Annotated in this window: 1 protein-coding gene (running past one end of the window); it reads left to right on the forward strand. The window is 69.3% G+C overall.

What is annotated here, in order from left to right; genetic code table 11:
* Positions 1–25,321, forward strand: the 5' portion of a protein-coding gene (locus AC6CID_RS12315; protein WP_498354017.1) for a non-ribosomal peptide synthase/polyketide synthase. It continues 5,240 nt past the right edge of the window; only the first 25,321 of its 30,561 coding nucleotides appear in the window; the start codon lies at positions 1–3; its stop codon lies off the right edge, out of view.

Raw genomic sequence — 25,321 nt, forward strand, 5'->3', positions numbered from 1 at the left:
GTGGAACAGCAGTATGTGCCTGCATCGTCGCAGTTCGGGGAGGCCGGCGACGGTTTCCCGCTCTCGTCGGCCCAACGCGGGATCTGGTTCGCCCAGCATCTGCTCGGCGACATTCCACTGACCATCGCCCAGTACGTCGACGTCCGAGGCGAATTCGATCCCGAGATCTTCGCGGACGCCGGCGCCGCCACCGCCCGCGAACTGGGCACCGGCATGCTCCGCATCTTCGAGGTCGACGGCCACCCCCGTCAGGTCATCGACCACGACCTCGAGGACCGCGCCACGATTCTCGACCTGCGCGACGAGGACGATCCCGAAGCAGCGGCCATCGCCTGGATGCGCGCCGAGTACCGCACGCCCCTCGACATGCTCGAGGACCGGCTGATCGTCTGCGCGGTCCTGCGAATCGCCGACGACCGCCATTTCGTCTACACCCGGATCCACCACATCGCCCTCGACGGCTACGGGGCGACCACCTTCGACACCCGCACCGCCGAGCGTTACAGCGCCGCGGTACAGCAGCGCGAACCCGCCCGCTTCGACGTCAGTCCGCTGCCGGAGATCGTCGAGGACGAACAGCGCTACCGCGTCTCGGCCCGGTTCGAGAGCGACCGCGCCTACTGGGCCGACCGCATCCGCGACCTGCCGCACCCCATCAGCCTCGCCGGTCGCGCCGCGCCCGTCGGCCCGCACCCGGTCCGGTTCAGTGCGCCCCTGCCCGAACGTGTCGAGGCCGCGATCGACCGGATGATCGCCGAGCGCGAGAAGACCACGACCTTCGCGACCGTGGTCGCAGCGGCCTTCGCGGCCTTCCTCGCCCGCGTCACCGGTGAGACCGACGTGGTCCTCAGCCTCCCGGTCTCGGCGCGCACCACCGTCCGCCTGCGTCGCTCCGGCGGCATGGTCTCCAACGTCGTCCCGATCCGCGTCGGTATCGAACCGGACGGTAGCCGCGACGATCTGATCGACCGGATGCAGCTCGAATTCACCGGGGCACTGCGTCACCAGCGGTACCGGCACGAGGACATGCGCCGCGACACCGGCTACGGCAGCGCCGACCGCGGATTCTTCGGGCCCGCGGTCAACGTCATGATGTTCGACCACGAGATCCGCTACGGCGATTCGGTCGGCCGCCGGCACGTGCTGAGCACCGGCCCGGTCGACGACCTCTCGCTCAACATCTACCCGAGCGCGCCGGGGCAGCCCGCCCACATCGACCTCGAGGCCAACCCCCACCTGTACACGGTCGACGAACTGCGCTCGCACCACACACGATTTGTCGAGTATCTCGGCGAACTCGCCGACTCCGACCGCACCATCGGCACACTGACGGTCCTGCACGACGACGAATACGAGAGCCTCGTCCCGTATCGAGGACTGCCCGCCCAGCCCGTGCGGCTGTTCGCCGACTTCCTCGCCGACGGTGTGCGCCGCAATCCCGACGGCGTCGCGATCGTCGACGGCGACCGGCAGGTCACCTACCGCGAACTCGACGATCTTTCTACACGTCTCGCCGCACAGCTCGTCGACGCCGGGGCCGCCCCCGAGACCTTCGTGGCACTGAGCATGGACCGCGGCGCCGATGCGCTGATCGCGGTGTGGGCGGTGGCGAAGACCGGCGCGGCCTTCGTCCCGATCGATCCGGCGCTCCCGGCCGACCGGATCGCCTACATGGTCGATGATGCCGGTGCACAGCTCGGACTCACCGTGCAGAGCCGGATCACAGACCTGCCGTCCGGGCCCCGCTGGATCGCCGTGGACGACCCGCTCCCCTCGGATATCGACGTCGAGGTCGTGCGCTCGCCGGCCGTGCCGGAGAACCCGGCGTACATGATCTACACCTCGGGCTCCACCGGAACCCCGAAGGGCGTGGTCGTCACCCATCGCGGGCTCGCGACCTTCGCCGCCGACACCCGCCCCGAACTCGCCCTCGGCACCGACTCGCGGATGCTGCGGTTCTCCTCGGCGAGCTTCGACGCGTCGATCTTCGAGATGCTGCAGGCCTTCAGCGCCGGAGCGGCCATGGTCGTGGCGCCGCCGCACGTTCTCGGCGGCAACGAACTCGTCGACGTCCTGCGCGCCCACCGGGTCACGCACATCGTCTCGGCGCCCACCGTCCTCAACACCGTCGACCCCGCGGGCCTGCCCGATCTCGAGGCCGTCGTCGTCGGCGGCGACGTGTGCACCGCCGACCTCGTCGAACGCTTCGCTCCCACCTGCCGGTTCACCAACAGCTACGGCCCCACCGAGACCACCATCGTCGTCACCGCCGGAGACCCCCTGGCACCCGGCGACCCGATCACCATCGGCCGTCCCCTCGACGGTGTCGTCGCCGTGGTGCTCGACCGTCGCCTGCGACCGGTGCCCGTCGGATTCGTCGGCGAGTTGTATCTCGGCGGACCGGCTTTGGCGCGCGGCTACCACAGCCGTCCCGGGCAGACCGCGGATCGATTCGTGGCCAACCCCTTCGAACCCGGCACGCGCCTGTACCGCACCGGCGACGAGGTGCGGTGGACGCCCGATCACCAACTCGACTTCGTGGGCCGCTCCGACTTCCAGGTGAAGATCCGCGGATTCCGCATCGAACTGGGCGAGATCGACACCGCCCTGCTCGACCAGGACGGCGTCGACTTCGCGACGACCGTCGTGCACGACAGCGGCAGTTCCGTCGTCCCCGTGTCGTACGTACGTATGGAATCCGGCGCGACCTTCGACATGCAGGGACTGCTCGACGGTGTCGCCCGCGTTCTCCCGGCGCACATGGTGCCCGCGGCCGTCGTCGAACTCACCGAGATCCCGGTGACTCCCGCCGGCAAACTCGACCGCGCTGCGCTCCCCGCACCGCAGTTCGCCACCGCAGAATTCCGCGCCCCCGAAACCGACTCCGAACGCCTCCTCGTCGAGGTCGCCGCCGGACTGGTCGACGTCGAACGCATCGGTGTCGACGACTCGCTGTTCGCCCTCGGCGCCGACAGCATCGTCGCGATGCAGTTCGCCGCCCGCGCCAAGGCCGCCGGACTGCACATCACCGCCCGGCAGATCTTCGAACACAAGACGATCGCGGCGCTCGCGCGGGTCGCCACCGCCGTGCCCACCGCCCTCGTCCTCGACGAACTGCCCGGCGGGGGAGTGGGCGACATCCCGATCACGCCGATCGTGCACGAGATGCTCGGGCGTGGTGACTATTCCACCTTCGCGCAGGCCGTCCTCGTCTCCACCCCCGCGGATCTGACCTACGACGATCTGCGGGCCGCGCTCGCTGCCGTCGTCGCCCGGCACGACATCCTGCGGTCCACGCTGCGCGACGGGCAGTGGCGGACGCACGCCGAACTGCCGGACCTCGATGCGTGGATCACCCGCGTCCCGGTCGCCGACGCTACCGAATCCGATTCTCTCGTCGACCGTGAATGCGACGCTGCCGCACAGGATCTCGATCCGGAATCCGGTCTCGTGCTGCGTGCCGTGTGGTTCGACGTCGTCGAGCCGGTCGGGCAGGGTCGCCTGCTGCTCGTCGCACACCACCTGGTGGTCGACGGCGTGTCGTGGCGGGTACTGCTGCCCGACCTCGGCCAGGCCTGGATGCAGGTCGCGGCAGGACAGACACCGTCGCTGCCCGAGGTGGGTACCTCCTACCGCCGCTGGGCGCACGCCCTGCACGACACCGCCCGCGACCACGTCGGTGAACTCGACCACTGGACCGAAACCCTCGGTGGTGCAGCACCGCTCACCGCAGTCGCGTCGCTCGACCCGGAGATCGACATCCTGGCGACCACCGCGACCGTCCGGGTCGATCTCGACCCGATTGTGACCGACGCGGTGCTCACCCGACTGCCCGAGCTGTACGGCAGCGGCACCGCCGACGGTCTGCTCACCGCCCTCGCGCTCGCCGCCGCCCAGGACGGGCAGCGTTCGTTGCTGCTCACCCTCGAAGGGCACGGCCGCGACCTCGACGGCACCGGCACCGTCGACCTCGCCCGCACCGTCGGCTGGTTCACCAGCGCGTATCCCGTGCGCCTCGACCTCGCCGACGACCTCGACCCCGCCGACGCCGCCGCCGGAGGACGCGCGAGCGCCACCGCGATCAAGGCCGTCAAGGAACGTCTCGCCGCCGTCCCGAACAACGGCGTGGGATACGGCATCCTGCGCCACCTCGATCCGGAGGCATCGCCGGTCCTCGCCGCCCTGCCCACCGCGCAGGTGTCGTTCAACTATCTCGGCCGTCTCACCTCCGGTCACATCGCCGACGAGATCCGTGAGATCGGCTGGGTGCCGCTCGATCTCGCCCTCGACCCCAACCGCGCATCACGGATGGCCGCATCGGTCGCCGTCGACATCAACGCGATGGTCGTCGACGGCCCCGACGGTGCGCACCTCACCGCGTCGTTCACCTATGTGCCGCGGGTGATCTCCGCCGAGACGGTCGGCGCGCTCGCCGAACGGTGGAAGGACGCACTCGTCGGCCTGGCCGCCCACACGCAGCGACCCGACGCCGGTGGTCTCACCCCGTCCGACGTGCCGCTCGTGCACACCCGCCAGCAGCAGATCGAGCAGTGGGAGAACCGCTTCGGTCGCCTCGTCGACATCTGGCCGCTCTCGCCGCTGCAGACCGGTCTGGCCTTCCACGCCGCGCTGTCCGTCGACGCGGTCGACGTCTACACGGCACAGCTGCGTCTCGACCTCGCAGGGGAAGTCGATGCCGGTCGCTGGCAGGCAGCGTTCGCATCGTTGCTCGCACGACACGCCGCCCTGCGCACGGCCTTCGTGCACGACGGTTCCGGCAGCCCGGTCCAGCTCGTCCTGGATCACGTCGAGATGCCGTGGCGCCACGCCGATCTCACCGGATCGTCCGACCCGCAGCACGACCTGCAGACGCTCCTCGACAGCGAACGCTTCGCCCGCTTCGACCTCGCGCACCCACCGCTGTTGCGCGCCGTACTCGTCCGGCTCCCCGAGCAGCGCGCCGTCCTCGCCCTCACCAACCACCACATCGTGCTCGACGGCTGGTCGATGCCGCTGCTCGTGCGCGAACTCCTCGTCGGCTACGCCGCCGGCGGTCAGGCGGCGCTGCCCACCCCCGCGTCCTACCGCGACTACCTGACCTGGCTCGACCGGCAGGACACCGACCGCGCACTCGACGCGTGGGCCGAGGCGTTCGCCGACCTCGACGAACCCACGCTGGTCGCACCCGGAGCCACCGACGCCGTCGACGACGCACCCGCCCAGATCGACATCGACCTCGACGCCGACGACATCGACGCCCTCGCACGGCTCTCGCGACGCACCGGCGCGACACTCAACACCATCGTCCAGACCGCCTGGGGCCTGCTGCTCGCCCGGCACTGGGGTACCCGCGACGCGGTGTTCGGCGCAACCGTCTCCGGGCGGCCCGCCGACCTGCCCGACGTCGAGAACATGCTCGGCCTGTTCATCAACACCCTGCCCGTGCGGGTGCGGATCGACGAGACCGAGTCGGTCGCCGACCTCGTGCTGCGCCTGCAGGGTGAACAGACCGCCCTGCTCGACCAGCAGTTCGTCGGCCTCGGCGCCATCCAGGACCGCATCGGCACCGGCACCCTCTTCGACACGCTCACCGTCTTCGAGTCGTATCCCGTCGACCGCGCCGGATTCGACGAGAACACCGACATCGCCGGCATGCGCGTCACCGACGTCGACGCCCGCGACGCCACGCATTACCCGCTCTCGCTCATGGCGTTGCTCGAACCCCACCTGCGGTTGAGCCTGCGCTACCGCACCGACGTCTTCGACGCCGCGACCGTCGACGACCTCGCCCGCCGCTTCACACAGATCCTGAAGTTCGTCGCCGAGCGCCCCGACGATGCCGTCGGCGCCGTCGACGTGTTCCTGCCCGGCGAACGCGAACGGGTCCTCGAGTCCTGGAACCACACCGCGCACCCCGTGCCCGCCGGAGATGTCGTCGCGTTGTTCGAGCAGCAGGTCGCGCGGACACCCGATGCGCCGGCCGTCGTCGTCGACGGATCGGCGTCGACCTACGCCGAGTTCGCGTCCGACGTGCGCCGTCTCGCCCGTCGGCTCCTGGCCGAGGGTGTCGCTGCGGAAACGCGCGTCGCCGTGGCGGTTCCGCGCTCCTACGACCAGCTGGTCGCGATCTACGCCGTGCTCGCCGCCGGTGGAGCGTACGTGCCGGTCGATCCCGACCAGCCGGCCCAGCGCACCGCCCACGTTCTCACCACCGCCTCGCCGCAGCTCGTGCTCGCGACCGACGAGACCCGCGACAGCCTGCCCGCCGGCCTGCGCGTGCTCGATGTGTCCGACGTCGACGGGTACGCCGGCGACCCGCTGACCGACGACGAACGACCCGCACTCCGCCCCGGCAACCTCGCCTACGTGCTGTTCACGTCCGGCTCGACGGGCCGGCCCAAGGGTGTCGCGGTGACGCACGGCGCCCTGCACAACCAGCTCGCGTGGATGCGCGCGGCCTTCGCGCCGGACGCCGCCGACACGGTGCTCTACAAGACACCCTTCACCTTCGACGCGTCGGTGTGGGAGTTGTTCCTTCCGCTGCAGAGCGGGGCGCGGCTGGTGGTCGCCGACCGCGACGGGCACGCCGACCCCGCCTACCTCGCGTCGGTCGTCCACCGCGAACGCGTCACCGTCGCGCAGTTCGTGCCGTCGGTGCTCGACCTGTTCGTCGCCGAGGTACAGCACGCGGGCATCGACGCCTCGTCGCTGCGCGCGGTGTTCTCCGGCGGTGAAGCACTCCGGGCGTCCACCGCCGCCCGCGTCCGCGAAGTCCTCGGCGCCGAGGTCCACAACCTCTACGGCCCGACGGAGACGACGGTGCAGGTCTCGCACCGCACCGCGATGGTGCAGGTCGCGCACCGCACCGCGCGCCGCGACGATGCCGAGCAGGTGCCGCTCGGCCGACCCGTGTGGAACACCCGTTTCCTCGTCCTCGACGCGGTGCTGCGTCCGGTGCCCGTCGGGGTGCCGGGTGAGCTGTACGTGGTGGGCTCGCAGGTCGCGCGGGGCTACCAGGCCGGTCCCGCCGTCACCGCCGACCGCTTCGTCGCGAACGCCTTCGGGAACTCGGGCGATCGGATGTACCGCACCGGCGACCGCGTCCGGTGGAACCGCGACGGCGAACTCGAATACCTCGGCCGTACCGACTTCCAGGTCAAGCTCAACGGTCAGCGCGTCGAACTCGGCGAGATCGAGAGCGCCCTGCTCACGCATCCCGGCATCACGCAGGCCGTCGTCACGCTGCGCACCGGCCGGCACGGCGACTATCTCGCCGCCTACGCCGTCGCCACCGGTGAGCGGCCGGACGAGAACGCGGTCCTCGCGTCCGTCGCCGACCGCGTGCCCCGGCACATGGTGCCGTCGGTGCTCGTGTTGCTCGACGACCTGCCCGTCACCGCACACGGCAAGGTCGACCGGGCGGCCCTGCCGGAACCGGACTTCGACGCCTCCGCCGCCTACGTCGCGCCGCGCACCGATACCGAGGCCGCCGTTGCCCGCATCATGGGCGAGCTGCTCGAGGTCGAGCAGGTCGGTGCGTCGTCGAACTTCTTCCAGCTCGGCGGGAACTCGCTCGGCGCAACCCGATTGATCGCCCGCGTCAACGAGACGTTCGACGCCACCATCGGCATCCGCGCGCTGTTCGACGAGCCCACCGTCGAAGGCCTCGCCGCCGCCGTCGACCGTGCCCGCGGCACCGGTGCCGCGGCGACCGTGCCCACGGCCGGGCCGCGCCCCGACCGGATTCCGTTGTCGCCGGCGCAGACCCGCATGTGGTTCGTCAACCGGTTCGACCCCGGCTCCGGCGCCTACAACGTCGGCGCGGCTCTACGGCTGCGCGGCGACCTCGACCTCGACGCCCTGCGCGCGGCGGTCGTCGACATCCTCGAACGGCACGAAACACTTCGGACGACATACCCGGACTCCGATGCCGGTCCGTACCAGAACATCCTCTCCGTCGACGACGCGCTGCGGGATCGTCCCCTGCTCGTCGCCGGCACGGAGACGGTCGCGGAAGACGACCTTTCCGAACGTATCCGGACGCTGACCGCACGCGGATTCGATATCACCGTCGAACCGTCCCTCGAGCTGACATTGCTCGAGTGTGCCGACGGCAGCCACGTCGTCGTGATGGTCGTGCACCACATCGCCATCGACGGCTGGTCCACCCAGGTCCTCGCCACCGATCTCGTGCTCGCCTACTCTGCGCGCGCCACAGGTGGGGCACCGCTCTGGGAGCCGCTGCCGCTGCAGTACGCCGACTACGCACTGTGGATGCGCGAGCTGCTCGGCGCACCGGGCGAACCCACCGAGATCGCCGCGCGCGAACTCGACCACTGGACCGCGAAACTCGCCGGCGCACCGGCGCTGCTCGAACTGCCCACCGATCGGCCGCGACCCGCGAGCTCGTCGTTCCGGGGCGCCGCGGTGCCGTTCACCGTCGATCCCGAGACCGTCCGCCGCCTCGACGCCTACGCACAGGCCCACGGCGTGAGCCGGTTCATGGTGCTGCACGCCGCGCTCGCCGTGTTGCTCGCCCGGCTCGGAGCGACCGACGACGTGTCCGTGGGCACGCCGGTCGCCGGTCGCGGCCACCGCCGCCTCGACAACCTCATCGGCATGTTCGTCAACACAGTGGTGTTGCGGACCCCTGTCGATCCGGCTGCGGGCTTCGACGACATCGTCGCCACCGTCCGCGACGTCGACCTCGACGCCTTCGCCCACATCCAGGTGCCGTTCGAGCAGGTCGTCGAGGCCGTCGACCCCGTGCGGTCGCAGAACAGCGCACCGCTGTTCCAGGTCGCGCTGTCGGTCGAGGAAGCGCACCCCAGCGACCTCGAACTGCCCGGGTTGCGGGTCGAACCGATCGTGCCCGACTTCGGCATCGCCAAGTTCGACCTGGAGCTCACGCTCCGCGACGACAACGGTGCCCTGGCCGGCACCCTCACCTACGCCACCGACCTGTTCGACGCGTCCACCGCCGCCCGCACCACCGAGCGCTGGAACCGCATATTGGCGCAGCTGCTCGACGACCCGCGCAGCCCCGTCGGCGACCTGCCGTATCTCGACGCCGACGAAACCGCCCGGACACTCGACGCGGCCCGACCGGAACCGATCCGGATCCGGACGCTGCCGGAGATCCTCGCGGCCGGTGTCGCCGCGTCGCCGAACGGTGTTGCCGCCGTGGACAAGACACGACAGCTCACCTACCGCGACCTCGACGAGCGTTCCAACGCTCTGGCCCGTGTCCTCGTCACCGAGGGTGCCGGACCGGAAACCGTGGTGGCCCTGGCCTTCGAGCGGACGATCGAGTCGCTGGTCGCGGTGTGGGCGGTCGCGAAGACCGGCGCGGCGTTCGTGCCGATCGACGTGAAGCTGCCCGTCGACCGCATCGCGTTCATGCTCTCGGACTCGGGTGCCGCCTTCGGCCTGACCATGAGCGGGATCGCTCCGGCCGTCGACTTCCGTTGGCTCGCACTGGATTCCGACGGCATCGTCGACCGGTGCGCCGAGGTGTCGACCGCCGCGCTCGACGTCGGCGTCGCACCCGACGCCGCGGCGTACATGATCTACACGTCCGGCTCGACCGGCACCCCGAAGGGCGTCGTCGTCACGCACCGGGGCCTCAACGCCTTCACCGCCGAATGCCGCACCGAACTCGGGCTCACCGCGCAGGCGCGGGTGCTGCGATTCTCCTCGGCGAGCTTCGACGCGTCGGTGTTCGAGATCCTCGCCGCCTTCGGTGCCGGAGCCACCATGGTGGTCGCGCCGCCCGAGATCGTCGCCGGTGCCGACCTCGAAACATTCCTGCTGCGCCACAACGTCACCCACGTGCTCACCGCACCGGCCGCGCTCGGTGGCGTCGACCCGGCGAGGCTGCCGGATCTCGAGGCCGTCGTGGTCGGTGGCGACGTGTGCCCGCCCGAGCTGGTCGAGCGGTTCGCGCCGCGTTGCCGGTTCGTCAACAGTTACGGCCCCACCGAGACCACGATCGTCATCACGATGACCGACCCGCTGGTCGCGGGCGGAGCCATCACCATCGGCCGGCCCATCCGGAGCGCCGGTGCCGTCGTGCTCGACGCACGCCTGCAGCCGGTGCCCGACGGAGTGCTGGGCGAGCTGTATCTGGCGGGCCAGGCGCTCGCCCGCGGCTACCACGACCGACCTGGGATGACGGCCTCGCGGTTCGTCGCGAACCCGTTCACCGGTGGGCTCATGTACCGCACGGGCGACCTCGTGCGCCGACGCGCGTCGGGCGAGCTCGAGTTCGTCGGCCGCAGCGACGCACAGGTCAAGCTGCGTGGTCTGCGCATCGAACTCGGCGAGATCGAGGCGGCGCTGAGCCGTCAGGACAGCGTCGCGCACGCCGTCGTGGACGTCTACCGCGACGCCCACACCGGCGAACGGCTCGTCGGCTACGTCGTGCCCTGCAACGGCGCCGAGGTCGATGCCGATGCGCTGCGCAGCGCCGTCGCCGACGTCCTGCCGTCGTACATGGTGCCCTCGCAGATCGTGCCGATCGAGACGGTGCCCGTCACGGTCAACGGCAAGCTCGATCGTAAGGCGCTGCCCGCTCCCGATCCGGTGACCCGCGAGTTCCGTGCCCCCACCAACCCCGTCGAGGAGACGGTGGCCGAGATCGTCGCCGAACTGCTCGGCGTCGAACGCGTGGGCCTCGACGACGACTTCTTCGCGCTCGGCGGCAACTCGCTCATCGCAACGCGCCTGGTGGCCCGCATCGGGGAAGCGCTCGGCACCACGGTGCCGGTGCGCGTGGTGTTCGAGGGATCGACCGTGCAGGCGCTCGCCGAGACCGCCGGCTCGCACATCGGCATGGGGGAGCGGCTGCCGCTCGTGCCGCAGGAGCGTCCCGCGCGGGTGCCGCTGTCGTACGCGCAGCAACGCATGTGGTTCCTCAACCGCTTCGATCCGACGTCGCCGCTCTACAACATCCCGCTTGCAGTGCGTCTGCACGGCGACCTCGACGTCGACGCCCTCACCGCCGCCGTCCGCGACGTGCTCGACCGGCACGAAGCACTGCGCACGGTGTTCCCGGAACACGAAGACGGGCCGTCGCAGTACGTACTCGCCACCGGCGACGTGCCGCTCGACCTCACCCCGATCGACACCCCCGACACCGGCGCACTGCACACCGCGATCGCCCGAGTGGTGGGACGCGGCTTCGACGTCACGCGGGAGGTCCCCATCCGCGGCGCGCTGTTCCGCGAGAGCGACCGTACCCACGTGCTCGTGGTGGTCGTGCACCACATCAGCGCCGACGGCGCGTCGACCGTGCCCCTGGCCCGCGACGTCCTCGTCGCCTACTCCGCGCGCCTCGACGACGCACAGCCGTCCTGGGAGCCGTTGCCGGTGCAGTACGCCGACTTCGCGCTGTGGCAGCGCACAGTGCTCGGCGACCCGCAGGACCCGCGGGCCCCGATCGCGCAGCAACTCGACTACTGGACCTCGGTCCTCGCCGACACCCCGGCCGTGCTCGAACTGCCCGCCGACCGGCCGCGACCCGCGGCGGCGTCGTACCGGGGTGCCAACACCGGTTTCCGGATCGCCCCCGAGGTCCTCGCCCGCGTCGACCGTCTCGCGCACGCCCACGGCGCGACCCGCTTCATGGTCCTGCACGCCGCGCTCGCCGTGCTGCTCGCGCGTCTCGGCAGCACCGAGGACGTGTCGGTGGGCACGCCGGTCGCCGGTCGTGGTGATCGTGCTCTCGACGACCTCGTCGGCATGTTCGTCAACACCCTCGTGCTGCGCACCCGTATCGATCCCGCGGCGTCGTTCGCGGAGTTCCTCGAGCAGGTCCGCACCACCGACCTCGCGGCGTTCTCGCATGCCGACGTGCCGTTCGACCAGGTGGTCGAGGCCGTCGATCCGGTGCGTTCGCAGAGCCACCCGCCGCTGTTCCAGGTCGCGTTGTCGCTGCAGAACCAGGGCATCGGCGAGCTCGAACTGCCCGGGCTGCGGGTCGAACCGCTCACAGCGGATCTCGCCATCGCCAAGTTCGACATCGACATCGCGCTGCGTGAGGACGAGAGTGGCGGACTGGCCGCCGAACTCACCTACGCGACCGACCTGTTCGACGAAGTGACCGCCGTCGATCTCGCCGCGCGGTGGGTGCAACTGCTCGACGCGACCACGGCCGACCCGACGGTTGCCGTGGGTGACATCGCCCTCCTGTCGGACGCCGAGACCGGTCGGGCACTGTCGTACTCGGTGCCGGCACCGTTGCCGCAGAGGACGTTCCCGCAAATCCTCGCGGCCGGGGTCGCCGCGAACCCGGACGGTGTCGCGGTGGTGGACGGCGAGCGGCAGCTCACCTACACCGGACTCGACCTCGCGTCCAACCGACTCGCGCACAAGCTGATCGACCACGGTGCCGGGCCGGAAACCGTGGTGGCGCTGTCGTTCCCGCGCAGTCTCGACGCCGTCGTCGCCCTGTGGGCCGTGGTCAAGACCGGCGCGGCGTTCGTGCCCGTCGATCCGGCACTGCCTGCAGCGCGTATCGCGTACCTGCTCACCGACTCCCGGGCCATCCTCGGCCTCGGCGACGGACCGTCGCACGTTCCGTGGCTGAGCGTCGACGCCGACGACTACTCTTCTGCACCGGTGACGTCCGCGGTGAATGCGGAGTCGGCGGCGTACATGATCTACACGTCCGGTTCCACCGGCACGCCGAAGGGCGTCGTCGTCACCCACCGCGGCCTCAACGCCTTCACTGCCGACCACCGCCCCGAACTCGGATTGAGCACCGGCTCGCGGATGCTGCGGTTCTCGTCGTCGAGCTTCGACGCGTCGGTCTTCGAGCAGATCTCGGCGTTCTCCGCCGGTGCCACCGTGGTGGTCGTGCCGCCGCACATCGTCGCCGGTGCCGAACTGACCGACCTGCTGCGCCGCGAACACATCACCCACATCATCACCGCACCCGCCGCGCTCGGCACCGTCACCCCCGACGACCTGCCCGACCTCGAATCCGTGGTGATCGGCGGCGACGTGTGCCCGCCGGAACTCGTCGAGAAGTTCGGACCGGTCTGCAGTTTCGTCAACAGCTACGGTCCCACCGAGACCACCATCATCATCACCGAGACCGCGCCGCTCACTCCGGGCGATCGCATCACCATCGGCGCGCCCATCGAAGGTGCCGGTGCCGTCGTCCTCGACACGCGTCTGCATCCCGTACCCGACGGCGTCATCGGAGAGCTGTACCTGGCGGGTGCCGGTCTCGCGCGCGGCTACAACGCGCAGCCGGGACTCACGGCAGCGCGGTTCGTCGCGAACCCGTTCACCGGTGGGCTCATGTACCGCACGGGTGATCTCGTGCGCCGCACCGCGACCGGCGAACTCGACTTCGTCGGCCGCAGCGACGCGCAGGTGCAGGTCCGCGGCCTGCGCATCGAACTCGGCGAGATCGAAGCGGCGCTGAGCCGCGCCGACGAGGTGGCCCAGGCCGTCGTCGTCCTGCACACCGACGCGCGCACCGGCGAACGCCTCATCGGCTACGTCGTCCCGGCGACCGGCACCGCAGCCGACCCGCAGGTGCTGCGCGACCGCCTCGCCGACGAACTGCCGTCGTACATGGTGCCCGCGCAGATCCACGTCCTCGACGCGCTGCCCATCACCGCCAACGGCAAGCTCGACCGGAAGGCACTGCCCGTCCCCGGTTTCGAGGCACGCGCCTTCCGCGCACCCGAGACACCCGTGGAACAGACGGTCGCGTCCGTCTACGCCGACCTGCTCGGTGTCGACCGCGTGGGCCTCGACGACGACTTCTTCGCGCTCGGCGGCAACTCGCTCAACGCGACCCAACTCGTCGCGCGGCTCGGTGCCGCCCTGCACACCACCGTGCCCGTGCGCACGGTGTTCGACGCTCCGACGGTTGCCGCGCTGACCGCCGCCGTGGCGCGCACCGCCGGTTCCGGCGGTCGTCCCGAGCTCGTGGCCGTCGAACGCCCCGACCGCATCCCGCTGTCGCTCCAGCAGCAGCGCATGTGGTTCTTCAACCGCTTCGATCCCGGCTCGGCCGCCTTCAACATCCCGATGGTGCTGCGCCTGAGCGGCGAGCTCGACGTGCCTGCGTTGCAGGCCGCGCTGCTCGACGTCCTCGACCGGCACGAAGCGCTGCGCACCGTCTTCCCCGACAGCGACGCCGGGCCCGCCCAGGTGATCGTGCCCGTCGGCGAGGCCGCGTCCGATCTCGGACCGCAGGACGTCGCGGCCGACGACATCACCGGCGTCCTCACCGACTTCGTCACGCGCGGTTTCGATCTCACCGTCGACGTGCCGGTGCGCGCCCGGCTGTTCCGCATCGCCGACGACGAGCACGTCCTCGCCGTCGTCGCCCACCACATCGCGAGCGACGGCGGGTCGCAGGCACCGCTGTCGCGCGACGTCGTCACCGCCTACCTCGCGCGTCGCGAAGGTGCCGAGCCCGGCTGGTCGCCGCTGAGCGTCCAGTATGCCGACTACGCGCTCTGGCAGCAGAAGCTCCTCGGCAGCGAGTACGACCCGCAGTCGCTGCTCGCCCGTCAGCTCGCGTACTGGACCGACACCCTCGCCGACCTGCCCGACCTGGTGGAACTGCCCACCGACCGGCCGCGTCCGCCCGTGCAGTCGTCGCGGGGCGCGACCGTCCCGATCGCCCTCGACGCCGAGCTCGCCGACCGCGTCGCACAGTTCACCCGCGAACGCGGCATCACGCTGTTCATGCTCGCCCACGCGGCCGTCGCGGTGCTGCTGGCACGCTGGTCGGGGAGCAGCGACATCCCGATCGGCACCCAGATCGCCGGTCGCGGCGAGGAAGCCCTCGACGACCTCGTCGGCATGTTCGGCAACACCCTCGTCCTGCGCACCCGCATCGACGCCGGCGCCACCTTCGACGAGATCCTCGACCAGGTGCGCGACGTCGACCTCGCGGCCTTCTCGCATCCGGACGTGCCGGTCGAGCGACTCGTCGAACTGCTCGATCCCGTCCGCTCCACGGCCTATTCGGCGCTGTTCCAGACCCTGCTCGTGGTGCACAACTTCACGCGCTCGGAGATCGACCTGCCCGGGCTGCGGCTGAGCACCGTCGAACCCGGCGCGACCGGCGCCAAGCTCGACCTCGAAATCCACCTCGGGGAGACCTTCGACGCCGACGGCCGACGCCTCGGCATCGACTGCTCGATCACCTACGCCACCGACCTGTTCACCGAAGACACCATCACGCAGGCCGCGCAGCGCCTCATGGCACTCGTCGATGCCGCGGTGAGTGCGCCGGAGATCGCGGTCGGCGACATCGACCTGCGCGACGATGACGAGATCCGCCTGCTGGACGAAATCAATGCGGCCGACGCGGGGTCCGTCGACGAGACCCTGCTCGCCCGCTTCGACCAGCAGGCCGCCCGCACCCCGGACGCGCCGGCGCTGATCTTCGAGGACATGACCCTGACGTACGCGCAGTTCGCGTCGCGGGTCGACCGTCTCGCGCGGCACCTCGTCGGACTCGGTGTGGGTCCGGAGAGCCTCGTCGGCGTGTACACCGGCCGGTCCATCGAGATGATGGTCGCGATCTACGCGATCCTGCAGGCCGGGGGAGCGTACGTTCCGCTCGACCCCGAACATCCCGCCGACCGCACCGAGTACGTGCTCGACCTCGCTCGGCCCGTCGTCGTGCTCACCACCGCAGCCGATCGGGGTTCGTTGCCCGCCGCGGCACCGGTGCTCGAGATCGATGCGCCGTCGACGGTCTCCGACGCGCCGCTCACCGACGCCGACCGCGTCGCGCCGCTGCGACCGGACAACACCGCCTACGTCATCTTCACCTCTGGCTCCACCGGTCGCCCGAAGGGTGTTGCGGTGAGCCATCGTTCGGCCGCGAACCAGATCGCGTGGATGCGCGAACGGTACGACCTCGGCGCCGCCGACGCTGCGCTCCACAAGACACCGATCACGTTCGACGCGTCGGTGTGGGAGCTGTTCTACCCCTTGCAGGTCGGGGCACGCCTCGTCGTCGCCGTTCCGGGTGGGCACCGCGACCCCGCCTATCTGGCACGAGTGTCGCGTGAGGAGCGCGTGAGCATCCTCGAATTCGTCCCGTCGATGCTCGCGGTGTTCCTCGCCGACCCGGCGCTGCAGCTTCCCGAGTCGCTGCGCTACCTGTCCGTCGGCGGCGAAGCCCTGCCGGCCGATCTCGCCGCCGACTTCGCCGCACGATCGACGGCGGCGCTCGACAACACCTACGGACCCACCGAAACCACCGTGACCGCAACGGTCCTGCGCGTCGAAGGCGAGCACGCGGGCAGCGTCCCGATCGGCCGTCCGATCCGCAACACCACCGTGCAGGTGCTCGACGCGCGACTCCGCCCGGTGCCGATCGGGGTGCCCGGTGAGCTCTACCTCGGGGGAGTGCAGGTCGCACGCGGCTACCACGCCCGTCCCGACCTCACCGCCGAACGGTTCGTCGCCGCACCTGACGGCGAACGCATCTACCGCACCGGCGATCTCGTCCGTATCCTGCCCAGTGGTGAGGTGGACTTCCTGGGCCGCACCGACTTCCAGGTCAAGGTGCGCGGTCTGCGCATCGAACTCGGCGAGATCGAGAGCGCCCTGACTGCGCTGCCGGAGATCGCGCAAGCCGTGATGGTCGTGCACGACGGCGACCACGGCCAGCAACTCGTCGGCTACGTCGTCCCGTCCTCAGGCGCGAGTGTCGACATCGAGGCGGCGCGTGCCGCGGTCGGCAGGTCGCTGCCGCGCTACATGGTGCCCGACGTGCTCATGGTGCTCGACGCGTTTCCGCTCAACGCATCCGGCAAGCTCGACCGTCGCGCTCTGCCCGCGCCCCTCGCCGCGATCCGGGAGTTCCGCCCTCCCGTCACCCCTACGGAACAGGCGGTCGCGGCCGCGATCGCCGAGGTGCTCGAGGTGGAGCGGGTCGGTCTCGACGACGACTTCTTCGCGCTCGGCGGCAACTCACTCATCGCGACCCGCGTGATCGCCCGCATCGGTGCCGCGCTCGGCGCGGACATCCCGCTGCGCACGCTCTTCGAACATCCCACCGTCGAAGCGCTCGCCGCCGCGGTGGCCGAGCACGGTGAGCAGGCCGCGCGACCCGCGCTCGCCGCGGGGGAGCGGCCCGAACAGGTGCCGCTGTCGCTCGCCCAGCAGCGGATGTGGTTCCTCAACCGCTTCGATCCGGACTCGGCGGCCTACAACCTGCCGATGGCGATCCGCCTGTCGGGCTCGGTCGACGGCGACCTGCTGCGCATCGCGGTCGCCCACGTCGTCGAGCGACACGAGTCGCTGCGCACCGTCTACCCCGACACCCCGGACGGGCCGGTGCAGGTCGTGCTGCCGGCCGCCGACACCGCTCCGGACATCGAGGTCCACACCGTCGCCGGTGGGGACGACGCCCTGCTCGCGGCGGTCGCGCCGTTCGCGACCGGCCGTTTCGACGTCACCACCGAGGTGCCGCTGCGGATCGGGCTCTTCGAACTCGGCGCCGACGACTACGTCCTCGCGATGGTCGTCCACCACATCTCCGGCGACGGCTTCTCGATCGCCCCGATGGTGCGCGACCTGCTCGTCGCCTACACCTCGGCCCTCACCGGCTCCGAGCCCGAGTGGGCGCCCCTGCCGGTGCAGTACGCCGACTACGCGCTGTGGCAGCGTCGTGTGCTCGGGTCCGAGGACGATCCCGACTCGCTGGTGTCGCAGCAACTCCACTACTGGCGCGGTGCCCTCGCCGGACTGCCCGACCAACTGTCGCTGCCGACCGACCGCCGGCGGCCCGCCGTGCAGTCCTACGAGGGCGGACGCGTCGAGATCCGCATCGACGCCGACCTCCACGCCCGGCTCGTCGACCTCGCCCAGAGCCGTCACGCCACGCTGTTCATGGCCGTGCACGCCGCCCTGTCGGTGCTGCTCGCGCGACTGTCCGACAGCGACGACATCGCCGTCGGCACACCCATCGCGGGTCGCGGCGAACGTGAACTCGACGACCTGATCGGCATGTTCGTCAACACCCTCGTGCTGCGCACCCGGGTATCCGGCGCCGTCACCTTCGACGACCTGCTCGCCGCCGTCCGCGAATCCGACCTGCGGGCCTTCGCGCACGCCGATGTGCCGTTCGAGCGGCTCGTCGAGGTGCTCAACCCGCAGCGCTCCACCGCGCGGCACCCGCTGTTCCAGGTCGGCTTCTCGTTCCAGAACTTCGAACAGGGCACCCTCGCGCTGCCCGGACTCGACGTCGCCCTCGTCGACCTCGAACACGACACCTCGCAGTTCGACCTGCACTGGATCGTCCAGGACCGCTACGACGAGTCGGGTACACCCACCGGCATCGTCGGCTACCTGACCTATGCGTCGGCCCTGTTCGACGAGTCGACGGCCCGCAGGTTCGTCGATCGGTTCGTCCGGTTGCTGGACAGCATCGTCGCCGAACCCGACCGTCCCGTCGGTGATCTCGACATCCTCGACACCGTCGAGCGAACGCGAATCCTGCACGAGTGGAACAACACTCGGCACGACGTTCCCGTCCGAACGCTGGTGTCGCTGTTCGACGCGCAGGTCGCGGCCCGGCCGGACGCCGTCGCGCTCGACCACGAGGGCGGCTCCCTCACTTACCACGAGTTCGACGGACGGGTCAACCGTCTCGCCCGTCACCTGATCGACCTCGGCGTGGGGCCCGAGACGGCGGTTGCGCTGGGGATGCGTCGCTCCGTCGAGTTGCTCGTGGGCATGTACGCCGTCGCGAAGGCCGGCGGCGCGTACGTCCCCCTCGACCCCGATCACCCCCGCGAGCGAATCGACTACATCCTGTCGGTCGCCGACCCCGTCTGCGTGCTGACCGGTCGCGACGACGACTTCGATGCCGGCGGTCGCGCCGTGGTGCACGTCGACGCACCCGAACTCGACGCGCTCGACGACAGCCCGGTGCGTGACACCGAACGTCGTGTTCCGCTCGACCCGCAGCACCTCGCCTACGTCATCTTCACGTCGGGTTCCACTGGACGACCCAAGGGTGTCGCAGTTCCGCATGCGGCGATCGCCAACCAGTTGCTCTGGAAGACAGGGCATTTCGGCCTGTTCCCCGACGACGCCGCGCTGCTGAAGACGGCCGCGACGTTCGACCTGTCGGTGTGGGAGTTCTGGTCGGCACTCGTCTCCGGCGGTCGACTCGTCGTCGCCGCACCCGACGGTCATCGCGACCCGGCCTACCTCGACGCGGTCATACGGCAGAAGTCCGTGACCACTCTGCACGTCGTGCCGTCGATGCTCGAGGCGCTGCTCGACACGGCCGGCGATGCGCTGAGCCCGTCGCTGCGGCGCATCCTCGCGATCGGTGAGGCGCTGCCCTCCGCGCTAGCCCAGCGGTTCCGCTCGGTCCACCCCGACGTCGACCTGGTCAACCTGTACGGGCCGACAGAGGCCGCCGTCTCCGTGACCGCGCACGCGGTGACCGGCGACGACACCGACTCGGTGCCGATCGGCCGCCCGGAGTGGAACACGCGCGTCCACGTCCTCGACGGTCGCCTCCGCCCCGTGCCGGTGGGTGTGACGGGCGAGCTGTATCTCGCGGGCGCCCAGCTCGCACGTGGCTACACCGGACGCCCCGACCTCACCGCCGACCGGTTCGTCGCCGACCCGCTCGGATCCGGCGCGCGCCTCTACCGCACCGGTGACATCGTCGCCTGGAACGAGGACGGCACCCTCGACTACCGCGGCCGCGCCGACTTCCAGGTCAAACTCCGCGGCTTCCGCATCGAACTCGGCGAGATCGACACCGCACTGCGGGCACAGCCGGGTGTGGCGCAGGCCGTGACGGTCGTGCACAGCGACCCGCACACCGGCGACCGGATCGTCGCCTACCTCACCGGCGACGAGACCCTGCACGCGAACACCGTGAAGGACGCACTCGCACAGAGTCTTCCGAGCTACATGGTGCCGTCGGTCGTCATGATCCTCGACGCGCTGCCGCTCAACGCGAACGGCAAGATCAACCGCAAGGCGCTGCCCGCACCGGAGGTCGCGACCCGCGCGTACCGTGCGCCGTCCACCCCGATCGAAGAGATTGTCGCCGGCATCTACCGCGACCTGCTCGGCGTCGACCGCGTCGGCGCGGACGACGACTTCTTCGAACTCGGCGGCAACTCACTGATCGCCACCCAGGTCATCGCGCGACTCGCCACCGCACTCGACGCGCGCGTCCCGCTGCGCGTGCTGTTCGAGGCACCCACCGTGGCAGCACTGGCCGTGCGGGCCGAGGAACACGCCGGATCCGGTGGCCGCCCGGCACTGCAGACGCAACCGCGACCCGACTCGGTGCCGCTCTCGCTCGCGCAGCAGCGGATGTGGTTCCTCAACCGCCTCGACCCCGACTCCGCCGCGTACAACATCCCGGTCGCCATCCGCCTCACCGGTTCTCTGCACCTCACGGCCCTGGAAGACGCCGTCGCGGATCTGTTCGCGCGCCACGAGATCCTGCGCACCGTCTACCCGGAAGCCGATGGTGTCGGCCATCAGGTCGTGCTGCCCGTCTCCCAAGTGCGCCCGGATGTCACGCCCGTGCCGATCGACGAGGCCGACATCCTGCCCACCGTCGTCGAATTCGTGAACGCCGGATTCGACGTCACGTCCGAGGTACCGGTCCGCACCCGCCTCTATCAGGTCGGCGACGACGAGTACGTGCTCGTCTTCGTCGTGCACCACGTAGCCGCGGACGGCTTCTCGATGGGACCGCTGACCCGCGACGTCATGGTCGCCTACGACGCGCGTCGCCGCGGGGAGGCACCGTCGTGGTCGCCGCTCGCCGTCCAGTACGCGGATTACGCTCTGTGGCAACGCGAACTGCTCGGATCCGAGGACGATCCGGACAGTCTCGTCGCACGTGAACTGGCCTACTGGACCGAACGACTCGGTGACCTGCCCGAGCCGCTCGAACTGCCGCTCGACCACCCGCGTCCGCCGGTCGCCACCAACCGCGGTGCACGGCACACCTTCCAGATCGACGCCACCACCGTCGGTGCGCTGCAACGCCTCGCACGCGAACACAACGCGACCACCTTCATGGTCGTGCACGCCGCACTCGCCGTCCTGCTCGCGAAACTCGCCGGCACCCGCGACGTCACCATCGGCACGCCCGTCGCGGGTCGCGGGGAGGCCGAACTCGACGACCTGATCGGCATGTTCGTCAACACCCTCGTGCTGCGCAACGACATCGACCCGGCCCTGCCGTTCACCGAGCTGCTCGCGCAGGTGCGCGACACCGACCTGGGTGCCTTCGGCAACGCGGACGTGCCGTTCGAGCGGCTCGTCGAGGTGCTCGATCCGCCCCGCTCGCAGTCGCGAACACCGTTGTTCCAGGTCATGCTCGTCTTCCAGAACATGCAGCAGTCGGTGTTCGAACTCGACGAGCTGACCATCTCCGCGCTCGACACGGACTTCGCCGAAGCTCGGTTCGACCTGCAGTTGACGCTGACCGATTCGCACAACGCAGCAGGAGATCCTTCGGGGTGGACAGCTGAATTCATCTACGCTACCGACCTGTTCGACGGTTCCACGATCGATGCATTCGGAGATCGGTTCCGTCGGATACTCGGTGCCGTCACTGCCGAGCCCGAGGTAGCGGTCGGTGACATCGACATCTTGGAACCCGCCGAACGGGCACTCGTCCAGTGGGACCGTGGCGTCATACCCCTGCACAGCGAGACTCTCGTCGATCTGTTCGACCGTCAGGTGACGCGGACCCCCGATGCGCCGGCACTGTCGGCCGACGGCGTGACCCTGTCGTACGCGCAGTTCGATGCGCAGGTCAATGCGATGGCCCGGTACCTCGTGTCCCGCGGGGTCGGTCCCGACACCTTGGTCGCCCTGGCGCTGCGTCGATCGGCGAACCTGTTGATCGGTATGTACGCAGTGGCCAAGGCGGGCGGCGCATACGTTCCTGTTGATCCCGATTTGCCGCAGGACCGCAACGACTACGTCCTCGGGACCGCCGACCCACTCCTGGTCCTCTCGACGTCCGGCGACGATTTCGCCACGGACCATGATCTCGAGATCGTTCAGATCGACACCCTCGAGCTCGGAAACTACTCCGAACGGACCGTTTCGGACGCCGACAGGAACGCGCCTCTGCATGTCGAGAACATCGCCTACGTGATTTTCACGTCCGGTTCGACCGGGCGGCCGAAGGGTGTTGCAGTTCCCCACAGTGCGGTCGTTGCTTCATTGTCGTGGCGACAGAATGCCTACGGCCTGGGCACCGATGACACAGTCCTGCAGAAAACACCGTTCACTTTCGATGCGTCGGTTCGCGAGTTCTGGTGGCCCCTCACATCGGGCGCCCGACTGGTCGTCGCCGCACCTGACGCGCACCGCGATCCTCGACGTCTCATCGAGGCAATTGTCGAGAACCAGGTGACATCTGCACACTTCGTCCCGTCGATGCTCACCGAGCTGGTTGCGTCCGCCGAACCGGGCGAACTCGCCTCCCTCCGCCAGGTGTTCTGCGGTGGAGAAGTCTTCACCCCCAAGCTCGCCGGGGCCTTCCGCACTGTCAACGCCGCGACGGCGCTGTCGAACGAGTACGGTCCGACCGAAGCGGCAGTATCCGTCAGCCGCCACGCAGTCTCTGCCACCGACCTGAATGTAATTCCGATCGGGGCGGCGCAGGGTCCCGTCGGGATGTACGTATTGGACGCGCATCTCCGTCCGGTGCCCGTCGGCGTGACAGGGGAGCTGTACCTCGCCGGAGTTCAGCTTGCCCGCGGCTATGTGGAACGCCCCGATCTGACAGTCGAGCGGTTCGTCGCCGATCCGTTCGGTGGCGACGGCGGTCGGATGTACCGTACCGGTGACCTCGTTCGATGGAATCGGGCATCGGAACTCGAGTACGTCGGACGCTCGGACTTCCAGGTGAAGTTGCGGGGCCTTCGCATCGAACTGGGCGAGATCGAGTCGGCGCTTCTCGGTGATGCGACGGTCCGTCAATGCGTGGTCATCGTGCACTCCCACCAAACACTCGGAGACCATCTCGTTGCCTATGTCGTGCCGGAAGACGGCGCGGATATCGATACGGACTCCCTCGCCGTGGCAGTTGCATCGAAGGTTCCCCGCTACATGGTGCCCTCGAGCATCATCGCGCTGCCGAGGATGCCGCTGAACACATCCGGAAAGATCGACCGCCGCGCGCTCCCCGATCCCGTATTCGGTAGCGGCGACTTCCGCGCTCCGACTACGGTTGCAGAAGAGATTGTTGCCGGCGTATTTGCGGAGGTCCTCGGCCTGGAACGAGTCGGTGCCGACGACGACTTCTTCGATCTCGGTGGCAACTCGCTCATCGCCACACGTGTCGCTGCCCGTCTCGGCAACGCATTCGAAGCGCAGATTCCAGTGCGCCTGTTGTTCGAATCCTCGAAGGTCTCCGACCTCGCAGCTGCTGCGGAAAGGCGAAGTGGTTCCGGCAACCGGCCTGCACTCACAGCGAGGACCAGACCCGAACATGTGCCGCTGTCCCTCGCTCAGCGGCGGATGTGGTTCCTCAACCGCTTCGATCCGGCGTCCGCGACCTACAACATTCCGCTGGCGATCCGGTTGTCCGGTGACCTGAACGTGCCGGCACTCCACCACGCCGTCGAGGACCTTCTCGACCGTCACGAGATCCTGCGCACCGTGTATCCGGAGATCAACGGAATCGGCGTGCAGAGAATCCTGCCGGCATCGGACGTCGACGTGGACCTCTCTCCCATACCGGTGAGTGAGAGCGAGATCCTCGGTCGCCTCGCCGAATTCGTATCCACCGGTTTCGATGTGACGACCGAAGTGCCGCTGGCCGCGCGACTGTACAAACCTGCAGAGAACGAGTTCGTTCTCGTATTCGTCGTGCATCACATCGCAGGTGACGGCTTCTCTGCCGGGCCGCTGACGCGGGATATCATGCTGGCGTACGCATCTCGGGATCAAGGGACCGTACCCACGTGGTCGCCCCTGGCCGTGCAGTACGCAGATTACGCATTGTGGCAACGTGAGATGTTGGGTTCGGCCGATGACGCGAGCAGTGTCATGGCCGGTCAGATTCGCTTCTGGATCGAGACGCTCACGGGTGCCCCCGAGCAGTTGGAGTTGCCGTGGGACCGGCCTCGGCCGGCGATCGCATCCCACCGCGGCGCGACACACACCATCACGGTCGACCGAACGGTCCACGCCGGGCTGACACGCTTGGCGCGAGAACGCAATGCAACTCTCTTCATGGTGCTTCACTCCGTGTTGGCAGTCGAGCTTGCAGCACTGAGTGGCAGCACCGACATCGTCATCGGCACACCTGTCGCCGGACGTGGCCACGCCGAGCTCGACGATCTCGTCGGCATGTTCGTGAACACTCTCGTACTGCGAACCGAAATCGAACCGAGTGTGCCGTTCCTCGAGTTGCTCGACTCGGTCAAGAGTATCGACCTGAAGGCGTTCTCCCACGCGGACATCCCGTTCGAGTCGCTGGTCGACGTGCTCGCGCCCACTCGATCGCAGTCTCGGAACCCGCTGTTCCAGGTCATGCTGACCCTGCAGAATGCACAGACCACCGACTTCCGTCTCGGTGGAGTCCGCATGTCGCCGGTCGAAGTGCCGCTCGGTCATGCGATGACCGACCTTCAGGTCACAGTGCACGAAACGATATCGGATGCCAACGAGCCCGCAGGTATCGCGATGGCGTGGACGTATGCCACCGACCTGTTCGACGATGCGACGGTCGGCGCGATCGCGCAGCGTTTCCTGCGAATACTCGACGCCGTCGTCACCGACGCAGCAGCGGCGGTCGGTGACTTGCCGTGGATGCTACCTGCGGAGACGGAGAAAGTACGCGCACTCGGTGAGTCTGCGACACGTGAACTCGTGGGGCCGATGACTGTCCCCGAATGGTTCAGCGAAAGCGTAGCGGCAACCCCCGACGCTGCCGCGGTCTCCGCTCAGGACACGACTCTCACCTATCGCGAGTTCTCAAGACGAGTCAATTCTCTTGCTCGGTATCTGATTTCGGTCGGAGTTTCTCCGGACTCCACCGTCGCGGTCGCAATCGGGCGGTCTGTCGATCTCGTGGTGAGCATCTACGCGGTCCTCGCGGCCGGCGGCGCCTACGTGCCCGTGGATCCCGAACAGCCGTCGGAGCGTGTCGGCTACGTTCTCGACATCACCGATCCGGCGGTCGTTCTGACGACTTCTGGAACAGACTTCCGTACCGATCGTGAAGTGGTTGTGGTCGACACCGTCGATCTTTCCGGCTTCGATTCCGAGCCGTTGGCGGCCGATGAACGTCGCGGAGAGTTGCGGCCGGAGAACG

The organism is Rhodococcus sp. GQ147 (assembly GCF_059759155.1).